At 64.8% G+C, this 22,504-nt stretch carries 17 protein-coding genes and 1 pseudogene; 9 read left to right on the top strand and 9 right to left on the bottom strand.

Going from position 1 to position 22,504, the window contains the following annotated elements; translation table 11 throughout:
* Positions 1 to 229: pseudogene (locus P5705_RS23715) on the bottom strand (heme utilization protein); the annotation flags it as partial.
* 358 nt (positions 230 to 587) lie between these two features.
* Between P5705_RS23715 and P5705_RS23720 the strand changes: the two are divergent.
* Entirely contained in the window at positions 588 to 1,340 is a 753-nt protein-coding gene (locus P5705_RS23720; protein ID WP_277463315.1) for a COG4705 family protein, read from the top strand.
* Positions 1,341 to 1,416: 76 nt separating this feature from the next.
* Here the strand turns inward: P5705_RS23720 and P5705_RS23725 are convergent, their stop codons facing one another.
* The 4 genes from P5705_RS23725 to bglX all read right to left on the bottom strand — a co-directional run bounded on the left by P5705_RS23725 (position 1,417) and on the right by bglX (position 8,511).
* Positions 1,417 to 2,736 carry an MFS transporter gene (locus P5705_RS23725; RefSeq protein WP_277463316.1) on the bottom strand — a complete coding sequence of 440 codons (1,320 nt, stop codon included), beginning with the start codon at positions 2,734 to 2,736 and terminating at the stop codon, positions 1,417 to 1,419.
* Positions 2,737 to 3,015: 279 nt separating this feature from the next.
* The gene (locus P5705_RS23730) at positions 3,016 to 4,350 is read right to left on the bottom strand and encodes a sigma-54-dependent transcriptional regulator (RefSeq protein WP_277463318.1); all 1,335 of its coding nucleotides are present in this window, start codon (positions 4,348 to 4,350) and stop codon (positions 3,016 to 3,018) included.
* On the bottom strand, positions 4,344 to 6,101 hold the full coding sequence (locus tag P5705_RS23735) for an ATP-binding protein (RefSeq protein WP_277463319.1): 1,758 nt from the start codon (positions 6,099 to 6,101) through the stop codon (positions 4,344 to 4,346). Before P5705_RS23735 ends, P5705_RS23730 begins: the two co-directional genes overlap by 7 nt.
* 118 nt (positions 6,102 to 6,219) lie before the next feature.
* Positions 6,220 to 8,511 (bottom strand): beta-glucosidase BglX, encoded by a 2,292-nt coding sequence (gene bglX / locus P5705_RS23740; protein WP_277463320.1) that lies wholly within the window; start codon positions 8,509 to 8,511, stop codon positions 6,220 to 6,222.
* A 200-nt stretch (positions 8,512 to 8,711) separates the two neighbouring features.
* On the opposite strand from bglX, the gene P5705_RS23745 reads away from it, so the two are divergent.
* The 4 genes from P5705_RS23745 to P5705_RS23760 all read left to right on the top strand — a co-directional run bounded on the left by P5705_RS23745 (position 8,712) and on the right by P5705_RS23760 (position 11,739).
* Entirely contained in the window at positions 8,712 to 9,320 is a 609-nt protein-coding gene (locus P5705_RS23745; protein WP_277463321.1) for a TPM domain-containing protein, read from the top strand.
* A 218-nt stretch (positions 9,321 to 9,538) separates the two neighbouring features.
* Positions 9,539 to 10,759: a class I SAM-dependent methyltransferase gene (locus P5705_RS23750; RefSeq protein ID WP_277463322.1), complete on the top strand. Its 1,221-nt coding sequence runs from the start codon at positions 9,539 to 9,541 to the stop codon at positions 10,757 to 10,759.
* 201 nt (positions 10,760 to 10,960) lie between these two features.
* On the top strand, positions 10,961 to 11,236 hold the full coding sequence (locus P5705_RS23755; protein WP_277463323.1) for a hypothetical protein: 276 nt from the start codon (positions 10,961 to 10,963) through the stop codon (positions 11,234 to 11,236).
* 2 nt (positions 11,237 to 11,238) lie between these two features.
* A complete protein-coding gene (locus P5705_RS23760) occupies positions 11,239 to 11,739 on the top strand; it encodes a helix-turn-helix transcriptional regulator (RefSeq protein ID WP_277463324.1) in 501 nt (166 codons plus the stop codon).
* Between the two features lie 45 nt (positions 11,740 to 11,784).
* Here P5705_RS23760 and P5705_RS23765 read toward each other — a convergent pair whose 3' ends face one another.
* The 4 genes from P5705_RS23765 to P5705_RS23780 all read right to left on the bottom strand — a co-directional run bounded on the left by P5705_RS23765 (position 11,785) and on the right by P5705_RS23780 (position 17,040).
* The gene (locus P5705_RS23765; protein ID WP_277463325.1) at positions 11,785 to 14,337 is read right to left on the bottom strand and encodes a TonB-dependent receptor; all 2,553 of its coding nucleotides are present in this window, start codon (positions 14,335 to 14,337) and stop codon (positions 11,785 to 11,787) included.
* 122 nt (positions 14,338 to 14,459) lie between these two features.
* Entirely contained in the window at positions 14,460 to 15,407 is a 948-nt protein-coding gene (locus P5705_RS23770) for a FecR family protein (protein ID WP_277463326.1), read from the bottom strand.
* Positions 15,404 to 15,937, bottom strand: coding sequence for an RNA polymerase sigma factor (locus P5705_RS23775; RefSeq protein WP_277463327.1), 534 nt, complete (start codon positions 15,935 to 15,937; stop codon positions 15,404 to 15,406). The genes P5705_RS23770 and P5705_RS23775 overlap by 4 nt, the downstream gene beginning before the upstream one ends.
* Positions 15,938 to 16,023: 86 nt before the next feature.
* Positions 16,024 to 17,040 carry a DUF4917 family protein gene (locus P5705_RS23780; RefSeq protein WP_277463328.1) on the bottom strand — a complete coding sequence of 339 codons (1,017 nt, stop codon included), beginning with the start codon at positions 17,038 to 17,040 and terminating at the stop codon, positions 16,024 to 16,026.
* A 160-nt stretch (positions 17,041 to 17,200) separates the two neighbouring features.
* Between P5705_RS23780 and P5705_RS23785 the strand changes: the two genes are divergently transcribed.
* From P5705_RS23785 to P5705_RS23800, 4 genes are all read left to right on the top strand, one after another.
* On the top strand, positions 17,201 to 18,268 hold the full coding sequence (locus P5705_RS23785; RefSeq protein WP_277463329.1) for a glycerophosphodiester phosphodiesterase family protein: 1,068 nt from the start codon (positions 17,201 to 17,203) through the stop codon (positions 18,266 to 18,268).
* A 291-nt stretch (positions 18,269 to 18,559) separates the two neighbouring features.
* Positions 18,560 to 19,096: an RNA polymerase sigma factor gene (locus P5705_RS23790; protein ID WP_277463330.1), complete on the top strand. Its 537-nt coding sequence runs from the start codon at positions 18,560 to 18,562 to the stop codon at positions 19,094 to 19,096.
* Positions 19,089 to 20,051, top strand: a complete 963-nt coding sequence (locus P5705_RS23795; RefSeq protein ID WP_277463331.1) for a FecR family protein — start codon at positions 19,089 to 19,091, stop codon at positions 20,049 to 20,051. Before P5705_RS23790 ends, P5705_RS23795 begins: the two co-directional genes overlap by 8 nt.
* An 80-nt stretch (positions 20,052 to 20,131) precedes the next feature.
* The gene (locus P5705_RS23800) at positions 20,132 to 22,498 is read left to right on the top strand and encodes a TonB-dependent receptor (protein ID WP_277463332.1); all 2,367 of its coding nucleotides are present in this window, start codon (positions 20,132 to 20,134) and stop codon (positions 22,496 to 22,498) included.
* Positions 22,499 to 22,504: the final 6 nt, after the last annotated feature.

Genomic DNA, 22,504 nt, shown 5'->3' on the forward strand with positions numbered 1-22,504 from the left:
TGGTACGGTCGAAGCCATCTTCGGCGAAGCGTTGGCCGTTGGTGCGGTCGAAGCCGTCTTCGGCGAAGCGCTGGCCGTTGGTGCGGTCGAAGCCATCTTCTGCATAAGTGGCTGCCTGGCTTTGCACTGCTGCGAAGCCGTGGGCGTTGGTGCGTTCGAAACCATCTTCGGCGAAGGCGCCAGTTGCGATTACAGAAAGGGCCAGAGTGAGGATCAGTTTGTTTTTCATGATGGTTGCTCCAGTTGAATCGTCGGGGGTTGTTGTTTCTATGGGTTCAATGCTACGCCAATAAATACGATTAAAAAGCGCAAAAAATAACGATATAAAATCGAATTATTCGATTTGTTTCTGCTCGATTCGTCCAGCAGATAACGCAGCTAGGGTTGTAGTGCGGTATCGGTTGCCAAGCGCCGTGAGGCTGCTTCAGTAGCCACACCAAGGGTGTTGGGGGTGGATTAATGGCGAGTTAAGAGACAGGTCTTGTGATGTCCTAGGGTGAGCAAACAGATTTTTCATACAGCGCCAACCGATTTTTCAGACAAGCTCAATCACCATCCGCCGCACTCAAATCCCGGAGCGGCAAACAATGAACAAACTCCCGCAAATCACCTTGGCCTTCTGGGTCATGAAGATCTGCGCCACCACCCTCGGCGAGACAGCGGGCGACCTGCTGTCGATGACCCTCGATATCGGTTATGCCATGAGCTCGTTGCTGCTGATCAGCGTGTTCCTGGTCACCCTGGTCACCCAGCTCTACTCGCGCCGCTACCACCCCATGCTGTACTGGCTGGTGATTCTCTCCACCAGTACCGCCGGCACCACCATGTCCGACTTCATGGACCGCACCTTGGGCCTGGGTTACGCCACGGGTTCCGCGGTACTGATCGGCATCCTGCTGGCGACCTTCGCCCTCTGGCGCCTGAGCGGCAATCCGCTGGACGTCACCCGTATCAAGAACCGTGGCGGCGAGCTGTTCTACTGGGTGGCGATCCTGTTCTCCAACACCCTGGGCACCGCACTGGGTGATTACCTGGCCGACGACTCCGGGCTGGGCTTTGCCGGTGGCGCGCTACTGATCGGCTCGGCAATCGCCGTGGTGGCGGCCGCCCGTTACTGGACGAAGATCTCCGGCGTGGTGCTGTTCTGGATCGCCTTCGTGCTGACCCGTCCGTTCGGCGCGACCTTGGGCGATGTGCTGACCAAATCGCACGAAAAGGGCGGGTTGGATTTCGGCACGGTTGGCTCTTCGATGGTGCTGGGCGGTGTGCTGCTGGTACTGGTGCTGATGGCCACGCATTACCAGCGCCGCGAGCCACAGCGTGTGGCGGAGATGTCCTGAATAGGAACCTCCAGCCAATGAAAAAAGGGGCGCTCCGTCGAACGGGGCGCCCCTTTTTCCTGTGAGCGAACGAGGATCAGTCCGTGGTGATCCGCGAATGCTGCTTGGTGTCCTTCATGGTCGCGTACACCAGCAGCGAACAGGCGATGCAGCCGGTGACATACCAGTAGAAACCGGTCTCCATGCCGTTGCTCTTGAACCACAGGGCCACGTATTCGGCGGTGCCGCCGAAGATCGACACGGTAAGGGCGTAGGGCAGGCCGACACCCAGGGCGCGGATCTCGGTGGGGAACAGTTCGGCCTTCACCACGGCGTTGATCGAGGTGTAGCCGCTGACGATGATCAGCGCGGCCATGATCAGGAAGAACGCGCCCCACCAGCTTTGCACGGTGTGCAGGGTGCTGAGGATCGGCACGGTGAACAGGGTACCCAGCACGCCGAAGGCGATCAGGATCGGGCGACGACCGATCTTGTCCGACAGGCCGCCGATGATCGGTTGCAGGCACATGAACAGGAACAATGTGGCCGCCGAGATGGTGGTTGAGTCGCTGATACTCATGCCTACGGTGTTGACCAGGTACTTCTGCATGTAGGTGGTGTAAGTGTAGAAGGCCAGGGTGCCGCCCATGGTCAGGCCGACCACGGTCATCAGCTCCTTGGGATGACGCAGCAGGGTGCGCATCAGGTTCTCTTTGGACTTCTCCTTCTTGGTGAAGGAGGCGGTCTCTTCCATGCCGCGACGCAGGTACAGGGCGACCACCGCGCACAGCGCGCCAATCACGAACGGCACACGCCAGCCCCAGGCATACAGCTGCTCGGTGGTGAGCGTCTGTTGCAGGATGATCAGCACCGCCAGGGCAATGAGCTGGCCGGAGATCAGGGTCACGTACTGGAAGCTGGAGAAGAAGCCGCGGCGCTCCTTGCTGGCCATCTCGCTCAGGTAGGTGGCCGAGGTACCGTACTCGCCACCGACCGACAGGCCCTGCATCAGACGGGCGACGACCAGCAGGATGGGGGCGGCGACGCCGATGGTTTCATAGCCCGGGGTGAGCGCGATCACCAGCGAGCCTGCGCACATCAGCAGTACCGAAGCCATCAACGCCGCCTTGCGGCCCTTGCGGTCGGCGTACAGGCCCATCAGCCAGCCACCGATCGGGCGCATGAGGAAGCCCACGGCGAAGATCGCGGCGGTGTTGAGCAGTTGGGCGGTGGTGTCGCCGGCGGGGAAGAATGCCTTGGCGAAGTACAGCGAGAATGCGGCGTAGACGTACCAGTCGTACCATTCGACCATGTTGCCGATGGAACCACTGAAGATCGATTTGAGGCGGCTGGCGGTGGATTTTTCCGCGGCGGGCGCAACGGCCGCCCCGGTGGGCAGAGTGCTGGCGTTATCCATCAGGGATACCTTCTCGTTGTTTTTGTGGAGCGCGCTCGAGGCGCAGCTTGAGAAGGGTTTTGCAGGAGGTGTGCCAAATGGGGGCGCAGACGCCCGTTTGCGCTGCGGGGGCTGTTCGCCTGCACCGCTGGCGCCTACAGAGGGCGCGTATCACTTGGCCTGGCGCGATCCCTGTAGGAGCCGGCCTTGCCGGCGAATGGCATCACGAAAATGCAGGGTGTGCTTGTAGGCGTAAGCGGATTCTTGCTCATTGACGATCAACGATAGGCGGATTTCCGCTCATTGGCGTTCGACAAAGTCCTCTCGCGCCAGCCCGTGCCGTTGCATCTTCTCGTTCAGCGTTCGTCGCGGTAGCTGCAAGGCCTCCATCACGCCCTTGATCTCGCCCTTGTGCAGGCGCAACGATGCCCGCAGGCATTGCGCTTCGAACGCTTCCATCTGGTCGGCCAGTGACTGGCCTGCGGGGCATTCTTCCAGGTTCGGTGAGCCCAGCCCCAACGCATGGCGCTCGGCGGCATTGGCCAGCTCGCGCACATTGCCCGGCCAGTCGTGGGTCAGCAACTGCGCAAGCTGCGCACCGTCCAGCGGTGGTGCACTACGCCCCAGGCGCTCAGCGGCGGCACGGGTGAAATGCTCGAACAGCAGCGGGATATCCTCGCGTCGTTCGCGCAGCGGCGCCAGGCGCAGTTCGGCGACATTCAGCCGATAGGCCAGGTCTTCGCGAAAGCGTCCGGCGCGTGCCTCTTCAAGCAGGTCGGGCTTGGTGGCTGCAATGATGCGCAGGTCGACGGCGATGCTCTGGTTGGCGCCAAGCCGCTCCAGTTTCTGTTCCTGGATCACCCTGAGCAGCTTGGCTTGCTGGGCCAGGGGCATGCTTTCGATCTCGTCGAGGAACACCGTCCCGCCGTTGGCGTACTCCAGCTTGCCGATCCGCTTGCCCTGGGCGCCGGTAAAGGCGCCACTCTCATGGCCGAACAGTTCGGCCTCGAACAGGGTTTCGGGAATGGCCGCGCAGTTGAGCGCGACGAACGGCTTGTCGGCGCGCGGGCCGAAGTCGTGCAGGCAGCGGGCCACACGCTCCTTGCCGCTACCGGTTTCGCCACGGATCAGCACGTTGACCGGCAGGCTCGCCAAGTCCAGCACCTGGCGACGCAATTGCTGCAAGCCCTGGGACATGCCCAGCAGGGTCGCCTCCAGCTTGCCCCGCAGGTCGGCCTGTTCATGCAGGCGGCGGTTCTCCAGCACCAGTTGGCGCTTTTCCAGGGCGCGACGCAGGCTGCCCATCAGGTGCTGGGGGGTGAAGGGCTTTTCCAGGAAATCGTAGGCGCCGTTGCGCATCGCTTCCACCGCCATGGGCACATCGCCGTGGCCGGTCAGCAGGATCACCGGCAGGTCGGGGTCTTGCGCCTGCAACCGCTCGAGCAGTTGCAGGCCTGACAGCCCGGGCATGCGCACGTCGCTGAGGATCACTCCGGGGAAGTGCCTGGGCAACTGTGCCAGGCAGTCCTCGCCGCGGGCGAACAGTTGCACATTGAAACCCGACAGGCTCAGCCACTGCTCCACCGCCGTGCGGATGCTGGCTTCGTCGTCGACGACGATCACGGAATTCAACATACAGGCTCCAGGTCGCGGGGCAGGGTGAGGCTGAAGCGCGCGCCGCCCGGCAGGTTCTCGACCTGCAGGCTGCCGCCGGCATCGATGACGATGCCATAGGAGATCGCCAGGCCCAGGCCCAGGCCTTCGCCCACTGGCTTGGTGGTGAAGAACGGGTCGAACACCTTGGCCAGGTCGGCGTCGCGGATGCCGCCGCCGGAATCGAGCACGCTCAGGCGCCACAACCCCGCGTCGGCCTCGATGCGGATCTCCAGGCGTTTGTAACGCTTGTCGGCCATGGCGTCGAGAGCATTGCGCAGCAGGTTTATCAGGACTTGCTCCAGGCGGATCGCATCACCGCGCACCCAGGCTGGACGCGCCAGGTACAGGGCCACCTCGACGTCCTCGGCGCGAATGCGCGCTTCCAGCAGGTGCAGGGCCTGGTCGACCACGGTGGCCAGGTCCAGGCGCTCGCGCAGGCCGCCGGGGCTGTTGCGGGCGAAGGTCTTCAGGTGCCCGGTGAGCGCGGCCATGCGTGTCAGCATCTGCTCCAGTGGCTCCAGCGCCAGGCGGGCCTGCTCGTGACGGCCCTGGTCGAGCAGCAGGCGCAGGGTTTCCAGCTGCATGCGCTGAGTGGTCAGCGGCTGGTTGATCTCGTGGGCGAGGGCGGCCGACATCTGCCCCAGCGCCGCCAGCTTGGCTGATTGCACCAGGCCCTCCTGGGCGGTGCGCAGCTCGCGGGTGCGCTCCTCGACCTGACGCTTGAGCTGCTCGCGGCTGCGCTGGCGCAGGCGGGCCAGGCGCAGGCGCTGGCTGACGAACAGCGCGGCGAACACCAGGCTCAGCCAGATCGCGGCGGCGGCCAGGGCAGCATTGCGACCGTCCTCGGCCACCTGCGGCTTGCGCAGCAAGTGCAAGGTCCAGCCTTCGGCCTCCAGTGGCAGGCTCTCCCAAAGGTACTCGGCGTTGCCATCCGGGCCCTGGACACGGGCCAGGTGGCTGCTATCAGTGAAGCGGGTCAAGGCCTGGTGCTGCAAGGGCACCAGGGGCTGCTTGTCGTATTGGCGGGTCTCGGCCAATTCGGCGCGGTCGGCGCCGCTCAGCGGCTGCAACTCGCGATAGCGCCAACCTTCCTGGTTGGCGATGAAGGTGATACCGCGGGCGTCACTGACCAGCAGGATGTCGTTGCCCTGGCGCCATTCGCGTTCGAGTTCGGGGAACTCCAGCTTGACCACCATGGCGCCGAGGAAGCGGCCATGCTCGTCGTTCACCGCGCTGGACAGGAAGTAACCCGGCACGCCGCTGGTCACGCCGACCGCATAGAAGCGGCCGCTGCCTTGGCTGCGGGTCTGCTTGAAATAGGGGCGGAAGCCATAGTTGGAGCCGACGTAGGTGGTCGGCAGGCGCCAGTTGCTGGCCGCGATGGCCAGGCCGGTGCGGTCGAGCAGCTCGAGGGTGGAGGAGTTGGCGGCGCCGTTGATGCGTTCGAGCTTGCGGTTCAGGGCCTCCTGTACCTGTTCGGTGACCGGACCGCGCAGGGCGTCGACCAGCTCCGGGTCCAGCGCCAGCACGGCGGGCAGGGCACGGTAGCGTTCGATCAACGTGTGCAGGGCATTGGCGTACAAGCCCAGTTGCTGGCTGGCCCGGCGGGCGTCGGTTTCCAGCGCCTGGCGCTTGGCCTGGTGCATGGCCCAACCGGCGCTGAGGGAGGTGCCGACCAGGATCAGCAGGATGATCAGACCCAGGCGCAGGGCGCGGAAGGATGAGGGCATGGGGCGGATCCGGGATCTTGGTTGTCTGTGCCGGCCTCATCGCGGGGCAAGCCCGCTCCTACAGGAAGATGTGCAGCCTTGTAGGAGCGGGCTTGTCCCGCGAAGGGGCCGGACCTGCTTAACGCAGCTCGAAGCTCTGCTGTTGCACGGCCTGCGAATCGAGGCCGACCTGGACATTGAATTGCCCCGGCTCGGCCACCCGCTGCAGCTGGCCATTGTAGAACTTCAGGTCTTCTTCATTGATGTCGAAGGTCAAGGTTCGCGACTCGCCGGCCTTGAGCATCAGTTTCTGGAAGTTCTTCAGCTCCTTGACCGGGCGGCTCATCGAGGCGCTTTCATCCTGGATGTACAGCTGCACCACGGTCTCGCCCTCGCGCTTGCCGGTGTTCTTCACCGTCACCTTGGCCTGCAGGCTGCCACCACGCTTGAGTTCCTTCTGCGACAGCGCCAGGCCCGACAGGTCGAAGCTGGTGTAGCTCAGGCCGTAGCCGAACGGGTACAGCGGGCCGTTGGGTTCCTCGAAGTACTGCGAGGTGTAGTTGCCAGGCTTGCCGGGGGTGAACGGACGGCCGATGCGCATGTGGTTGTAGTACATCGGGATCTGCCCGACCGAGCGCGGGAAGGTGATGGCCAGGCGACCGGACGGGTTGTAGTCGCCGAACAGCACGTCGGCGATGGCGTTGCCGCCCTCGGTGCCGCTGAACCAGGTCTCGAGGAGGGCGTCGGCCTGCTCGCGTTCCCAGGCGATCGACAGCGGGCGACCGTTCATCAGTACCAGCACCAGGGGTTTGCCGGTGGCCTTCAGCGCCTTGATCAGGTCGCGTTGCACCGCCGGGATTTCCAGGGTGGTGCGGCTCGAGGACTCATGGGACATGCCACGGGACTCGCCGACCACGGCCACCACCACGTCCGACTGTTTCGCGGCCTTGACCGCCTCGTCGATCAGTACGGCGGCCGGACGTGGGTCGTTGATGATTTCCGGCGCGGCGAAGTTGAGGAAGTTCAGGTAGTCGAACATCGCCTTGTCGCCGGTGACGTTCGCGCCTTTGGCGTAGACCAGCTTGGCCTTGCCGGCCACGGCGCGGCTCAGGCCCTCGCGCACGGTTACCGAGTGCTCGGGGCGGCCGTCGGCAGCCCAGCTACCCATCATGTCGATAGGCGCGTCGGCCAGCGGGCCGACCAAGGCGATGGTGCCGGCTTTCTTCAGCGGCAGGGTCTGCTCGCGGTTCTCCAGCAGCACCAGGCTGCGCCGCGCCACGTCGCGGGCGGCGTCGCGGTGCAGGCGGTCATTGCCGTAATAGTCGGCCAGGTCGGTCTCGGCCTTGCCGATGCGCACGTACGGGTCCTTGAACAGGCCCATGTCGTACTTGGCACCGAGCACTTCGCGCACCGCCTGGTTCAGTTCGGCCTGGGTCACCTCGCCGGACTTGAGCAGGCCCGGCAGTTCCTCGCCGTACAGGGTGTCGTTCATGCTCATGTCGATGCCGGCCTTGATCGCCAGCTTGGCCGCCTCACGGCCGTCGCGGGCGACACCATGGCGGATCAGCTCCTGGATGGCGCCGTGATCGCTGATGGTCACGCCCTTGAAGCCCCACTCCTTGCGCAGCAGGTCATTCATCAGCCAGGTGTTGGAAGTGGCCGGCACGCCATTGATCGAGTTCAGCGCCACCATCACCCCGCCGGCACCGGCGTCGAGCGCGGCGCGGTAGGGGGGCAGGTAGTCGTTGTACATCTTCGTAAGGCTCATATCGACCGTGTTGTAGTCGCGTCCGCCTTCCACCGCGCCGTACAGCGCGAAGTGCTTGACGATGGCCATGATGCTGTCGGGGTTGGCGGGGCTCGAGCCCTGGAACGACTTGACCATCACCTGGCCGATCTTCGAGGTCAGGTAGGTGTCTTCGCCGAAGCCTTCACTGGTGCGGCCCCAGCGCGGGTCGCGGGCGATGTCGACCATCGGCGCGAAGGTCATGTCCAGCGAGTCGGCGGCGGCTTCGATGGCCGAGGTGCGGCCGACCTTGGCGATGGCGTCCATGTCCCAGGATGAGGCCAGGCCCAGGCTGATCGGGAAGATGGTGCGTTCACCGTGGATAGTGTCGTAGGCGAAGAACATCGGGATCTTCAGGCGGCTGCGCATGGCGGCGTCCTGCATCGGCCGGTTCTCGGGGGCGGTGCGCGAGTTGAAGGTGCCGCCGATGCGCCCGGCGGCGATTTCCTCGCGAATCTTCTCGCGCGGCATCTCGGGGCCGATGCTGATCAGGCGCAACTGGCCGATCTTCTCGGCTTCGGTCATCTGGCCGATCAGATGGTCGATGAAGGCCTGCTTGTCCTGCAGGGGCGGGGCGGGGGTGGCGGCAAGGGCCGCCTGACTGGCAAGGCCCATGGCCAGGCCCAGCAAAGACAGTTTCATCATCAATTCCGTTGTTGAGTGAGGCGAAAGGCCGAGACTATTCGTACGCCTGTTGTTGTAGTGTCCACTGACGGTTTCCAGGATCATTCGTCCATGATCCGACGCAGCCGCGGATTATGCCTTATATGAGGCGCTTGTTGAGATACACTCTCGCCACCCCGATGCCGGGATAACAACGATAAGAACGCTCGAGAGACGATGGCATGACCGAATACGAACAGCGCCAGATCGCCGAGGCGATCGCCCGCGCCGAACGGCGCACCGACGCCGAGCTGGTGACCGTGCTGGCCCGCCGCGCCGACGACTTCCCCTATCTTCCCTTGCTCTGGGCCGCCCTGTTGGCCCTGGTGGTGCCCGGCGTGCTGCACCTGTGGTTGGGCGGGATCGGGGTCAATGGCCTGTTGCTGGCGCAGATGCTGACCTTCATCAGCCTGTGCCTGCTGTTGCGTCATCCACGGTTGTCTGCCTGGGTGGTGCCTGCCGTGCTGCGCCGCCGGCGCGCTTCGGGGTTGGCCCGCCAGCAGTTTCTCGAACTCAACCTGCAGCGCACCGCTGGCGCCACCGGGGTGCTGATCTTCGTCAGCGAAGCCGAGCGGCATGTCGAGATCCTGGTCGACGAGGGGATCGCCCGGCACCTGCCCGAGCAGGCGCGCGAGGCAATTGTCGCCCGGTTCACCGAACAGGTGCGTCAGGGGCGGACGTTGCAGGGTTTTGTCGAATGCATCGAGGCCTGTGGCGAGTTGCTCAGCGAGCATGTGCCGCCGACCCATGCGCGTAACGAGCTGCCCAATCGGTTGGTGATTCTCGACTGAGGGCAGCAGTGGCCCTTTCGCCGGCAACGCCGGCTCCTACAGGTTACGTGTCGATCTTGAGGTCGGCGCGGCCCCTGTAGGAGCGGGCTTGCCCCGCGAACACCGGCAAGGCCGGTGCCATGCAGCCACTCCCTCAGGGGTTCGCGGGGGGCCGACATCAACGTAGAATGTGCGCCATTGCGCAAAGCGCCCCCCGCATTCCGAGGCACCCGTTCCCCATGTCTTCCCCTTCTTCCGCCCCCGCCGCGCCGGATGCGCGCGTCCAGTTTCTTGACCTGCTGGCTGACGCCCTGGCCGATGGCAGCCTGAGCAAGCTGGTATTGGCGCGCCATGTCGGCGCCGACCAGACGCTGCAGCGGATCATTGCCAAACCGGTGCAGATCAAGGGCGAGACGAACCTGCAACTGGTCTACCGCCACCAGACCCGCGACATCACCCGCAACGTGCCGCTGGATCAAGTCCTGGCGCTGGTGGCCGAGCTATTGCCAGCGAGCTTTCGCAATGCCCACCTGTTCACCGCTGCCGGCGAAGTGCAACTGGAGTTCAGCAAGAAGGGCAAGCCGATGCTGCGCCGCCACCTGGCCCAGCAGGCTCCGCGAGAGGCGAGCGCAGGTGGGCATGACCGGGAGAAGAAGCGCTACCTGGAACTGTCGCGGCCGTTTCTGCGCGACCTGGGGGTGACCGACGCCCAAGGTGCGCTGATCCCCTCGATGTCACGCAAGTGGAAGCAGATCAACAAATTCATCGAAGTCTTCGACCACGCGCTCAGTGGTGCGCCAGTGGCCGTGGAGCAACCCTTGCGGGTCGCCGATTTCGGTTCGGGCAAGGGCTACCTGACGTTTGCCATGCACGACTACCTGCGCAACACCCTGGCACGCGAGGCGCAAGTCACCGGTGTGGAACTGCGCCAGGACATGGTGGCGTTGTGCAACGCGGCGGCCGCGCGGCTGGAGCACCCGGGGCTGGTGTTCGAATGTGGCGACGTGCGCAGCGTGGTGCCTGAAGCCATCGAGGTGATGATCGCGCTGCATGCCTGTGATATCGCCACCGACTACGCCATCCATACCGGCATCCGTTGCAACGCAGCGATCATCATGTGCTCGCCGTGCTGCCACAAGCAGATTCGTCCGCAACTGCACAGCCCAGGCATGCTGCAGCCGATGCTGCAGTACGGCCTGCACCTGGGCCAGCAGGCCGAGATGCTTACCGACAGCCTGCGCGCGCTGTACCTCGAGGCCTGTGGCTACGAGACCAAGGTCTTCGAGTTCATTTCGTTGGAGCACACCAACAAGAACAAGATGATCCTTGCGGTCAAGCGCCGACAGCCGCAGGACAACACGGCGCTGCTGGAAAAGATCGGCCAGTTGAAGGCGTTCTATGGGGTCCGGGAGCATTGCCTGGAAACCCTGTTGCAGGCCGACGGGTTGATTGCCGGATAGGCCGTTGCCCGTTTCAGAGGCTGTGGCAACGCTGGCTCTGTTTGCCCAATTTCCCTGTTTTCCATAGGCCTTTTCCGAAGCGGAAGGAATGAGGCTTTGGCGCGTGCGGCAGATCCTGGGCTGGGTCGGGAGGACACTCGTCGGTGTTTTTGGGTTGTCACTTGACAACCTTGGTCCCCTGTCCATACTGGAGCGCAATCGATGGCCCGCCCCACCCATCCCAGCAAGGAAGTCGAGCAGACCCTGAAGCATGCCGAGGCGCAGGGCTGGAGAGTCGTGGTGGGAGGTGGCCATTGCTGGGGACGGATCTACTGCCCCAACAACGATCTCGAATGCCGTTGTGGTGAGTTCTGCATCACCAGTGTCTGGAGCACGCCCCGAAACCCAGGCACCTTTGCCCGCCAGTTGCGCAGGGTCGTGGACAACTGCACGTCGAGGGGTGTGAACCTCAAGTCGCGAAACCGAATGGAGCCATGACGATGGAATACGAATTCACCCTCAAGTACCAACTGGTCGATGGTGAGGATGTCGACGCGTTGGTCGAGCAGTTGGGGGCGTCTGGCTGTGATGACGCAGTCGTGGGGACTGGCCTGCCCGGCAGGATGGCATTGTTCTTCACCCGGCAGGCCGGGTGCGCGAAGGACGCCCTGCATAGCGCCTTGGCGGATGTCCGGCGGGTTGCCCCACAAGCCCGGTTGATCGAGGCCGCCCCCGATCTGGTGGGGCTGACCGATGTGGCGCAACTGGTGGGGGTTTCCCGGCAGAACATGCGCAAGCTGATGCTCAGCCATCCCCACAGTTTTCCGACGCCGGTGCATGAAGGCACTGCCTCGATCTGGCACCTGGCCGATATCCTTTGCTGGATGCAGGCACGAGGCACCTATGCGGTGGGCCAGGAAATCGTCGACCTGGCCCTGGCGGCGATGCGGGTGAACGTTGCCGCGGCGCACGAGCGGGTATGTGGTGAGGGTGAATGTTGAGCCGGTGGGCGATGCATTCCATGGCATCGCCCCTGATCGACAGCTTCAGAAGAACCGCGTGACACTGATCTTGGCGTTACGCCCAACGGTGTAGGCGTTCTCACCCGATAGCTCCGGCCGGATGGCCTTGTTGAACAGGTTGTCGACCGTCAGGTTCACCTCGGTGCCTTTCAGATACGCCTGCTGGGGTTTCCAGTTGGCGAACAGGCCGTGGATCTCGTATTTCTCATTCCCAAAGTTGTCGTAGTAGCGGTCACCCAACGCACTGGCCGGGCCTTCGAAGTACTTGTCGCTGGGCAGGTGGTTCGTGGCACCGACGAACTGTGCGGTCCATCCCACACGGGCATCCCAGGCCGGGATCTTCACGCCCAGCGTGGTGATCCACTTCGGCGCCGGAACATCCTTGGCCCATACATCCGGCCCCCAGGGGTTGGTATAGGCGCCTTCGTGGCGGCCCTCCATCCACGAGTAGGATACCGAGCCGAACAGGTAGGTCGAGTCGTAGAACGTCTCGACCTCGAAGCCTTTGTAGACCACGTCGCCGATATTGCGGTAGTTGCCCATCAAGCCGTCGCCGCAGGTGTTGGCGATGGTGCCGCCAGTCACCAGTTGTTGCTGGCAACCGACGCCGGTGGCCTTGAAGATCTCGTCGGTGATCTTGTTGCGGAACAGCATGGTGCGCACCTGGGCGCTGTCGCCCTGGGTGAACACGTTGGAGAAGTTGCTGATGCTGCCCACGCGGATGCCGGTGATGCGTTCCGGGTCGAGGTCGCGACTGGTCGAGGTACGGCTGCCCACGCCCTGCACCTCATACTGCTCGTCGAGCACCGGGGCGCGCCAGGTCTTGCTGTAGTCGGCGAACAACGCGGTCTGTTCGGTCATCTTCCAGAACAGCGACAGACGCGGCGACCAGCCGCTGTAGGTCTTGTCGCTATAGTCGTGGCCGGCTGCGGGGTTGTTGTAGTACGGCGCGTCGTTGGGCTTGCCCTCGTTGGTGACATGGTCATAGCGCAGCGACGGGGTGATGGTCAGGTCGCCCAGGGTGATGGCGTCCTGCAGGTAATAGCCCTGGCTGTCGACCTGCCCACTGGGCATGAAGTAGGGCTGGAAGTTGCCATAGTTGTACTTGGGCACTTCATAGGTCTTGCCGGGCATCCACATCTGTGTGTCGCGGTCGTGGCGGCGCACCTGCACGCCGGCCGTGAGCGCGTGCTCAAGCGGGCCGGTGAGGAAGGCGCTGGTGTTCTTCACATCGAGCATGCGGTCCTTGTACTCGGTGTCCATCTTGCGCCCGCCCGTGGCTGGCTGGAAGAACGCCGTGGCGTCACGCTCGTCGGTCTGCCGGGTGTCGGACTCGGAGTACTTCACCTGCAGGTCGACCCAAGGGTTCTCGATGGGCTGGTACTTGTAGGTGGCCGACCAGGTGGTGTCGATGGTCGTGCGGTTGGCCAGGAAGCGCTTGAGCGCGCCGTCGTAGCCATACTTCTTGATGTCTGCTGCGTTCGGTGGCGCCGGGAAGGCGGTGGAGGCGAAGGTGGTCCAGCGCTCGCTCTCGGAGCGCGACCAGGACAGCCCCAGGCTGTGTTCGTCGGTGAAGTGGATGTTGGTCTTGAGCAGCGCGCCGTCCAGGTCCAGGGCGCTGTAGGGCACGCGCTGGGGGTTGACCGGCCACTGGTTGGTCGGGTCGGGCAGGCTGTCGGCCATCTTCAGGTTGCCGCCGTCGCGCTTGGTGTAATAGACCAGGCCGTCGATGCGCCCGTCATCGGTGCGGCCGAACAACGCCGAGCTGTAGATCTGCTGGTGATCGTTGCTGGCATAGCCGTACTTGAGCATCGCGCCGCTGTTGCGACCTTCCTGCAGCAGATCACCGGCATCCTTGGTTTCCATGTTGACGCTGCCGCCAAAACCACCGTTGCCGGTCTTGACCGAATGCGGGCCTTTCTCGACCTCGATGTGCTTGATCAGCTCCGGCTCGATGAAGATGGTGCCCTGCTGATAGCGCTCGAAGCCGCTCTTGGGCGCCCCATCGACGGTCATCGGCACGTCCTCGGCGTCGCCCAGGCCCCAGATGTTGATGGTCTGGCCACCGGGCTTGGCCGATCCGCCCATGTTCACCCCGGGCAGGGTGGCCAGGACGCTGGGGATGTTGCTTGGCTGGTAACGGTCGATCTGCTCCTGGTCCAGGGTCGAGCGCCCGACGTTGCCCGGGTCGACCTGCTGGCCATCACCGACGATGCTCAAGGCGCCCAGCTGGATGCTGTTGTCGGCGCTCGGGTCATCCTCGCGCAGGCGCACCACGTAGGTGCTGCCCATGCGCACCACGCTGAAGCGGCTGCCCACGAGCAGGCGGCTGATGGCCGCTTCGGCTTCGAAGTCGCCCTTGAGCGCCGGGGCCTGGGCCTTGCCGAGCAGGGCCTCGTCGAACAGCAACTGGACCTTGGCCTGCTGCGCCAGCTGGCTCAGCGAATGGGCCAGTGGCTGGGCGGGCAGGTCGAAGGCCACCGGGGCCGCTTCGGCGGCCAGGCTCATGGCCAGGCACAGGGCAAGCAGGGTAGGTCGGGCAGGCAGGCAGTGCAACGGACGCAACGCGGACAACATGGATTCCCCCAAACGGCAAAAGGCCGGAAAAAGGCCCGCCATCACGCGGCAGGCGAGGAGGAAGACGCGTCGTTGCGAAACTTCCTCACCTGCGAATGATAAAAATTCTCAAATTATTGTTTTTAGCGCCGTTCGATGCGCAGGCGGCCGTCCGCCAGCAGGGTGGTCTTGACCGGTAGCAATGCCGGAAGCGCATTGAGCAGGGCGTCCGGATCATGCACGTCGAGGTTGCCGGACACCTTGTAGCGCCCCAGTGCCGGGTCGGCGAGCAACACCGGTTGCTGGCGGTACAGGCCAAGCTCGTCGATCAGGCTGGCCAGCTCGCGGTTGCGAAAGCTCACCTGCCCCTCGCGCCAGTCGGCCACGGGCTGTTCGCCCAGTTCATGGCGTACCAGGGTGCCGCGTGCCTGATCGTAGGTAGCGCCCTGATGGGCGCCGAGCAGCAGCGGCGGTTGGCGCTCGCCTGGGGTCTCGAAGGCCACCTGGCCATGGGCGACGCCGACCACCAGTTCCCGGTCGCCGCGGCGCAGGTCGAAGCCGGTGCCGACGACGCGCACGCGGGCGCTGCCGGCATCGACCAACAGCGGGCGCTCCTTGTCGGGCGCCACCTCGATGTACAGCTGGCCATGGTCGAGGTGAATCAGCCGGCGTTCGGCGGTGAAATCCAGGCGCAGGCGGGTCTGGGCATTGACGTACAACTGGCTGCCGTCGGGCAGGCGCAGGCTGCGCATTTCAGGGCTGGCAGCCAAGTGCTCGCTGTAGGTTTCGCTGCCGGCGTCCAGGTTGCCCACCAGTATCGTGGCCAACACCGCGGCCGCCGCCGCCAGTGCCGGGCGCCAGCGAGGGGCGCGCCGCACTGGCAGGGGCACAGGCCGATTGGCGTGCTTGAGGGCGGCGAGGTCGTCCCACAGCTGCTCGAACTGACGGTAGGCGCGGGCGTGCTCGGGGGTCTGCATCCACTGGGTGAACGCCTTGCGCTGATCCCGCGACGGCGTGTTGCGGTTGCGGCTGAACCAGCTGGCGGCCTGGGCGTCGATGGGGCGCGGGTCGAGTTCGTCGATAGGGGTCATGGAAGCTGCTCCGTGCCGGTGTCACTGTCCAGGCGTTGCTTGCACTGCAGCAGGGCGGCGGCGATGTGCTTCTCGACCATGCTGACGGAAATGTTCATGCGTTCGGCGATCTGGGCCTGGGTCAGGCCTTCGAAGCGGTGCAGCATAAGGGCTTCTCGGCGTCGCGGCGAGAGTTCCGCGAGCACTTGGCGCAATTGATTCAGCCGCTGCTGCTGCTGGGCATGGTCAAGCGGCTCGTTGCCAGGGGTGGCCAGCTCATCGGCGAGGGCGTCATCCTCCAGCACCCCGTGGCGGACTTTCTGCCGGCGCCAGTGGTCGCTGAGCAGGTTGCGCGCGACCTGGAACAGGAAGGCCCGCGGCTGCTGCACCTTGGCGCGGTCGCGGTAACCCAGCCATTGGGCGAACACATCCTGGGTCATGTCCGCGGCATCGCTGGCATTGTCCATGCGCTTGCGCAGGAAGTGCAGGATGTCAGCGTAGAAACCACGGCAGGTTTCCTGGGCGGCGGGGTCGGGCTTGGGGTGCTGCATGCACGCTTTCCGGGGCTGGCATGGGAAAAGGTGCGGATCTTATCGATAATTATTTACATTTGCAAAGTATTGCCCAAGCGCTGAATTCAGCGCCGACGGTTGTGGCTGTCCGGCACGCTAACGGCCAGCTCGGCAAGGCCCAACGGGTGGGTGGAAGCGTCGAAGAAATGCAGTGAAACATCGTCAAGGTCGGCAAAACGATCACTGAAATGCTGCTTCTGGTTGATGATCGACGCCTCGCTCAAAGGACGAATGGCAATCGCCAGATGCTTTGGCCTGGCTTGGCGCAGGGCGTCGAGCAGGTGCTTGTCGCTGGCGTCCAGGTGTTGGCCGAACAGACATACCCCCTCGTGCTCGCGGGCCAACTGGCCCAGGCACCCTGCCAGGTAGTCGGAGTTGCGGATCGCACGCAGCTTGTCGTCGCTACGGCTCTCGTTGACGAACAGCGGCACTTCACCGGGAATATTGACGGCGAAGCCTTCGAGCAGCTCGGCCTGTTCAGCGCTGCGCCGACGGGTGCTGCCGTCGGGGAGCTTGAGCAGGTGCATGCCGCCGTGCAGGTGCATCACACGGATGCCTTCGCCAGCGGGGCGACGCACATCGAAGAAGCCTTGCTCGTCGAACAGATCGGCGAAGCCTTCCGGGGCTTCGCCAATGGCCCAAGGCAGGATCAGGTCGTAGTTGCTGGTGTAGACGCTCTGGTATTGGCGCAGGCCCTGGTTGATCGCCCTGCGGGTTGCCACGCTGAGCAACGGCCAGGGCAAGTGCACCGCGCGCACCGCGTGGATCAATGCTTCCTTGATCGAGTAGTAGCGGTTCAGCGGCGCGGTGGAACTGATCGCCAGCGCGGCGTTGGCCCGCACCGTGGTATTCAGGGCACTGAGCAGCGGCTCGAACAGTTCGCTGCCCAGGGCCTTGAACAGCGCCTGGTCGCTCACCCCCAACGCTTTGTGCCGTACGCGCTGGGCCTCCTCGAACAGCGAGAAATAGCCAAACGGTTTCCACAGTGCGCGGCTGGCGCCATTGCCCAGCAGCAGGGCGCTGCACGGGTGGCGTTGGTTGAGGTCGGCCCAGGCGGGCAGGTGGGCGTCGAGTGCGGGCATGGGCGGTCCGTTGGGTGTGGCGGAAAACGCGGGGACTTTAGCATGTCATGCAGAGTGTGCGAGGCTTGCGGCCTGCAGGAATCCACCGGCCCCTGCAACCACCTGTAGACAGCGGGCTTGCCCGTGAGGGGCCGGTACAGACAGACAAAGGACTACTTCAATGCACAAGACCCTCATCCAGGCCCTGGGCCTGACCACCCTGCTGGCCACGGGCGCTGCCCAGGCCGTCGACGGCCAGGCGCTTGCGCGTGCCCAGGGCATCCCGCAACCGGCGGTGATCGCCCACCGCGGCGCTTCGTTCGATGCCCCGGAATCCACCACGGCTGCCTACCAGCTGGCCCGTGAGCTGGGTGCCGACTACCTGGAAATGGACCTGCAGCGCACCCGCGATGGCGTGCTGGTGGTGGTCCACGACGACGTGCTGCTGCGTACCAGCGACGTCGCCGAACGCTTCCCCGAGCGCAAGAACAGCCCGGTGAGTGCCTTCACCCTGGCGGAGCTCAAGTCGCTGGACGCCGGCAGTTGGTTCAACAAGGCGTACCCCGAGCGTGCCCGTGAGCACTTCAAGCAACAGCGCATCCTCACCCTGGATGAAGTGATCGATATCGCCGAGGCGGATGCCAAGCGCCACCCTGGCCTGTACATCGAGACCAAGGAGCCGGCCCAGTTCCCAGGGATCGAACAGGACCTGAAGAAGCGCCTCGAGGCGCGGGGCTGGCTGGACAAGCCGGGCAAGGTGGTGCTGCAGACCTTCGACCGCAACAGCCTCAAGCTGCTGCACGAGGCCATGCCGCAGGTGCCGAAGATCCTCCTGCTGTGGGTGGCCAAGGGCAGTGTCGAGCCGGCCTCGGGGCAGGACTTCACCGAATCGGGTGAACAGGACAAGTCGGCCTTCTATGCACGCCAGCAGCCCAAGGACCGCGCCGAGTTCGAGCGCTGGCTCGGTTACGCCAAGGAAGGTGGCGCCATCGGCACCGGCCCTTCGGCGGTGCGCACTCACCTGGGTGAGCAGAGCTATTCCGACCTGATCCAGCCGTGGATGAACCAGGCGACCCATGAGCGCGGCATGCTGGTGCACGTCTACACCCTCGATGAAAAAGTGGACTTCGAGAAGGCCATGAAGGCGGGTGTGGACGGGATTTTCACCAACCGTGCGGGTGAGCTGATGCGCTTCTATGGCCGGCAGGTTGGCAGGGAAGGTCAATTGTTGAGCACCTTGGGCTACTGACAGGAACGACCTCGCCCCTGTAGGAGCGGCCTCGTGCCGCGAAAGGGCCGCAAAGCGGCCCCGGCGATCTTTGCTCGACAGTGAAGTCCAGGGGCCGCTACGCAGCCCTTTCGCGGCACGAGGCCGCTCCTACAAGGATCGCGCATGAAGGTGGAGCGGGTTTACCCGCTCCCACAGGGGATAGTCAGCCCCATGAGGTCGAACGGGTCCATGCGAGACTGGCGATGGCCGAATGACATGTGTGAGAATGATAGGAATTCCTATTAACGATCCTTGTCACAGTCCCGTGCAATGACCTCCCTTTCCGCGCCTTGGAACACCCATCCGGCCCTCCAGACCGTCGTTGACGACCTGCTCGCCCACTACAGCGACCTGCGCCGCTACCTCTGCGGGCGTCTGCGCAACCCCGACGATGCCGCCGACATTGCCCAGTCCAGTTTCGCCCAGGCCTATGCCCATGCGCTCAACGCCCCGGTGGTCAATGCCCGTGCCTTGCTGTTCCAGGCCGCGCGCAACCTGTGCATCGATCAATACCGGCGGCGCAGCACTGAGCTGGCCGCGCTGGAGGACTGGCTGGCGAGGGCGGAGCTGCTGACGCCAAGCGTGGAAGACATCATGATCGCCCGCGAGCAGTTGCAACTGCTGATTACGCGGATCGAGCGCATGCCGCGCTTGCGCCGCGAGGTGTTCGTGCGCGTGCGCCTGCATGGCCACAGCCACCGGGAGGTATGCGAGGCGCTGGGGCTGTCGGCGAAATCGGTGGAACTGCATATCGCCCGGGCGGTGTTCGATCTTTCCGAACTGCGCATGAGCCTGCGCCATGCTTGAGCCGGCCTCCGCGCGCAAGGTCCAGCAGGCCCTGGTCTACCTGGCCGCCTTGCAGGGCGATGACCCCGAGCGGGTGCGCCAGTTGGGCGAGCAGGCGCAACGTTGGCGCGGCAGGAGTGACGAGCATGAGCGTGCCTGGAAAGAGGCCGAGCAGCGTTGGCAGATGGTCCATCGCCTGACCCCGCAACTGCGGGCGGCGGTTCAGCCGCAAGCGTGCGATGCCGGGCGGCGACGGCTGTTGCGTCAGGGGGGCGCCTTGGCATTGGTGCTGGGCGCCGGTGGCTGGTTGGGCTGGATGTTCAGGCGCACCGCCCCCTTCCAGTACGACCTGCAGACCGCACACGCCGAAGCGCCACGCTCACTCACGCTGCCTGATGGCAGCCAGTTGCTGGTGGCCGCCGAAAGCAACCTGCGGGTGCATTTCGACCATGGCGAGCGCCAGGTCATGCTGCTGCATGGCAATGCCTTCTTCGATGTCGCCCATGAGCTCTGGCGGCCGTTCCTGGTCAGTACCCGCCTCGGGCTGGTCCAGGTGCTGGGCACGGCCTTCACCGTCAGCGACCGAGGAGACCGGGTGCAGGTGGCGGTCGCCAGGGGGCGGGTGCAGGTGCGTGGGCTGCAGGGCGGCGAGCAGGTTCTTCAGGCTGGTGAGCGCATCTGCCTGGACGGCCAGGGCCACCTGGGCACGCTGCGCGCCGGTGGCGCGTTCGGCCCCGACCTGGCGCATTGGCAGCGTAGCTGGTGGTCGTTCACCGACCAGCCCTTGAGTGAAGTGATCGGCGAGCTCAATGCCTACGTGGCGCATCCGGTGGCCCTCGACCCTGGCGCCAGCACCTTGCGCCTGACCGGCAGTTTCCCCAGCTATCAGCCCGAGGTACTGCTCGAGGCGTTGCCACGTGCCTTGCCGGTAAGGCTGGTGGAGCAGGGCGGGCAGCGCCTGATCACACTGCGATGATCCCCGCCGAAATTTCTTTGAGGGGTAATTCGTGGCTGTCACGTCATCAGCTGTGAACCCACCTTCTGCAAGGACCGATCATGTCGCTTTCCTCCACCCGCTTCCCCGGCACCCTGCGGCGCCTGGCCCTGGCTTGCGCCGGCCTGCTGGCGGCCCATGCGGCCCAGGCCGACAGCCTGCCGCTGACCCTGGACCTGCCGAGCCAGCCGCTGGAAGCCACGGTGCATGCCCTGGCCCATGAGTCTGGCGTGGCGATCGCCGCCGACAGCCGCCTGTTGTCCGGGCGTGGCGCCCCGGCGCTGCAAGGGCGCTACACGGTGCTGCAGGCCTTGCGCCAGGTGCTGGCGGGCAGCGACCTGGTGGCGGTGGAGGAAAACGGCGTGATCATCCTGCGTGGCGGCGGCGAGGACGGCGCGCTGACACTGGGCGCCACCACGGTCAACGCCAGTGGGTTCAACAGCGACCTGCCGGACACCTACAGCGGCGGCCAGGTCGCCCGTGGCGCCCGCATCGGTTTGCTGGGTAACCGCGACATCATGGACACCCCGTTCAGCGTCAGCGCCTACACCGCCAAGACCATCGAGAACCAGCAGAGCGGCACGGTCGGCGCAGTGCTGCGCAACGACCCGTCGATCCGCTTCAGCACCGGTGAAGGGCATACCTACGAGAACTTCATGATTCGTGGCTATGCACTTGACTCCACGGAACTGGCGATGAATGGCCTGTACGGCCTGGCGCCGGATGGCCATGTGCCAACCGAATTCCTCGAGCGGGTCGAAGTGCTCAAGGGGCCAGGCGCGCTGCTCAGCGGCATGGCGCCCAACGGCGGCGTGGGTGGCGTGGTCAACCTGGTACCCAAGCGCGCCGGGGACGCACCGCTCACCCGCCTGACCACCAGCTATGTCTCCGATGGCTATGTGGCCGAACACATCGATGTCAGCCGCCGCTTCGCCGACAACCGTTTCGGTGTCCGCTTCAACGGCGTGTACGGCAGCGGTGACACCGGCGTCGATGAACAGTCCAAGGACCGTACCCTGGCAGCGCTTGCCCTGGATTATCGAGGCGACAACTTCAAGCTGGCGCTGGACGCCTATGAAAGCCACGAGAAGATGGACAACGGCAGCCCGATGATGGCTGGCTTCAGCAAGCTCGGCACGGTGACCAAGGCGCCCAAGCCCGACACCAACATCCTCGAAGGCATCAATGCCAAGCAGGTCAGCAAGGCGGTGACGCTGCACGGCGAGTACCAGTTCGACGACCGCTGGACGGCCTACGCCAGCGTCGGTGGTGCACGCACCCGTTACGACGGTTTCCTCAATGGCACCCGGGTGATCGTCACCAAGCCGGATGGCACCGCCACGGGCGAGACCTACAACCAGGCGGGCTACACCCACAGCCTGTCCACCGAGGCCGGCCTGCGCGGCAACTTCATGACCGGGCCGGTCAGCCACCAGCTGGTACTCAGCACCACGCTGCTGCACCAGGATATCGGCCGGGCACCGACCGTCACCGGCAAGGGCTACACCACCAATATCTACCACCCCGGCAAGGCAATCATCGCCGGTGACCATGGCAGCAGCGTCAAGACCGGCGACAACACGCTCTCCAGCTTCGCCGTGGCCGACACACTGGGCTTCGTCGACGATCGCGTGCTGCTCACCCTGGGCGCCCGCGCCCAGCGCGTGCGGCAGAAAATGAGCACCCCGTCCTATGACGAGCGCAAGGTGACCCCCGCCGTGGGCATCGTGCTCAAGCCCTGGGATGCGCCGGTGTCGCTGTACGCCAACTACATCGAAGGCCTGACCCAGGGTGGCATGGTCACCGATGTAAAGGCCGCCAACTACAACGAGCAGTTCGCCCCGTATGTCGCCAAGCAGATGGAGGCAGGCGTGAAGTGGGACCTGGGCGACTTCACCCATACCCTGGCGCTGTTCCAGATCGAAAAGCCGAGCATGATCTACGACAAGGCCAGCAACCGTTACAACGACGACGGCGAGCAGCGCAACCGCGGCGTGGAGTGGACGATGTTCGGTGAGGTCACGCCCGATGTGCGCCTGCTGGGCGGCGTGACGTATACCCGCGCCGTGCTGACCAAGACTGCCAACGGCACCCTGGATGGCAACACCGCGCGCGGCGTGCCGGCCTGGTCGGCCAACCTGGGGGCCGAGTGGGACCTGCCTTGGGTCGAGGGCCTGACCCTGACTGCGCTGGGCATCCATAGCAGCTCGCAGTACCTCGACAGCGCCAACCAGCTGAAGATCCCCCAGTGGACCCGCTACGACCTGGGTGCGCGCTATGCCACCAAGGTGCTGAGCAAGGACGTGACCTTGCGCGCCAGCCTGGAGAACGTCGAGAACCGCGCCTACTGGGCCGGCGTGTTCAACGACGGTTACGCCACCGTCAGCGAGCCGCGCACCCTGAAGCTTTCCGCCAGCGTCGACTTCTGAGGTGGG

Source organism: Pseudomonas entomophila (genome assembly GCF_029478665.1).
GTDB lineage: Bacteria > Pseudomonadota > Gammaproteobacteria > Pseudomonadales > Pseudomonadaceae > Aquipseudomonas > Aquipseudomonas entomophila_F.

Bases quoted from the DNA above. Each gene is read 5' to 3' on its own strand.
- P5705_RS23720 (WP_277463315.1), top strand. From the start codon at position 588: ATGAACAAACTCCCGCAAATCACCTTGGCCTTCTGGGTCATGAAGATC.
- P5705_RS23725 (WP_277463316.1), bottom strand. From the start codon at position 2,736: ATGGATAACGCCAGCACTCTGCCCACCGGGGCGGCCGTTGCGCCCGCC.
- P5705_RS23730 (WP_277463318.1), bottom strand. From the start codon at position 4,350: ATGTTGAATTCCGTGATCGTCGTCGACGACGAAGCCAGCATCCGCACG.
- P5705_RS23735 (WP_277463319.1), bottom strand. From the start codon at position 6,101: ATGCCCTCATCCTTCCGCGCCCTGCGCCTGGGTCTGATCATCCTGCTG.
- bglX (WP_277463320.1), bottom strand. From the start codon at position 8,511: ATGATGAAACTGTCTTTGCTGGGCCTGGCCATGGGCCTTGCCAGTCAG.
- P5705_RS23745 (WP_277463321.1), top strand. From the start codon at position 8,712: ATGACCGAATACGAACAGCGCCAGATCGCCGAGGCGATCGCCCGCGCC.
- P5705_RS23750 (WP_277463322.1), top strand. From the start codon at position 9,539: ATGTCTTCCCCTTCTTCCGCCCCCGCCGCGCCGGATGCGCGCGTCCAG.
- P5705_RS23755 (WP_277463323.1), top strand. From the start codon at position 10,961: ATGGCCCGCCCCACCCATCCCAGCAAGGAAGTCGAGCAGACCCTGAAG.
- P5705_RS23760 (WP_277463324.1), top strand. From the start codon at position 11,239: ATGGAATACGAATTCACCCTCAAGTACCAACTGGTCGATGGTGAGGAT.
- P5705_RS23765 (WP_277463325.1), bottom strand. From the start codon at position 14,337: ATGTTGTCCGCGTTGCGTCCGTTGCACTGCCTGCCTGCCCGACCTACC.
- P5705_RS23770 (WP_277463326.1), bottom strand. From the start codon at position 15,407: ATGACCCCTATCGACGAACTCGACCCGCGCCCCATCGACGCCCAGGCC.
- P5705_RS23775 (WP_277463327.1), bottom strand. From the start codon at position 15,937: ATGCAGCACCCCAAGCCCGACCCCGCCGCCCAGGAAACCTGCCGTGGT.
- P5705_RS23780 (WP_277463328.1), bottom strand. From the start codon at position 17,040: ATGCCCGCACTCGACGCCCACCTGCCCGCCTGGGCCGACCTCAACCAA.
- P5705_RS23785 (WP_277463329.1), top strand. From the start codon at position 17,201: ATGCACAAGACCCTCATCCAGGCCCTGGGCCTGACCACCCTGCTGGCC.
- P5705_RS23790 (WP_277463330.1), top strand. From the start codon at position 18,560: ATGACCTCCCTTTCCGCGCCTTGGAACACCCATCCGGCCCTCCAGACC.
- P5705_RS23795 (WP_277463331.1), top strand. From the start codon at position 19,089: ATGCTTGAGCCGGCCTCCGCGCGCAAGGTCCAGCAGGCCCTGGTCTAC.
- P5705_RS23800 (WP_277463332.1), top strand. From the start codon at position 20,132: ATGTCGCTTTCCTCCACCCGCTTCCCCGGCACCCTGCGGCGCCTGGCC.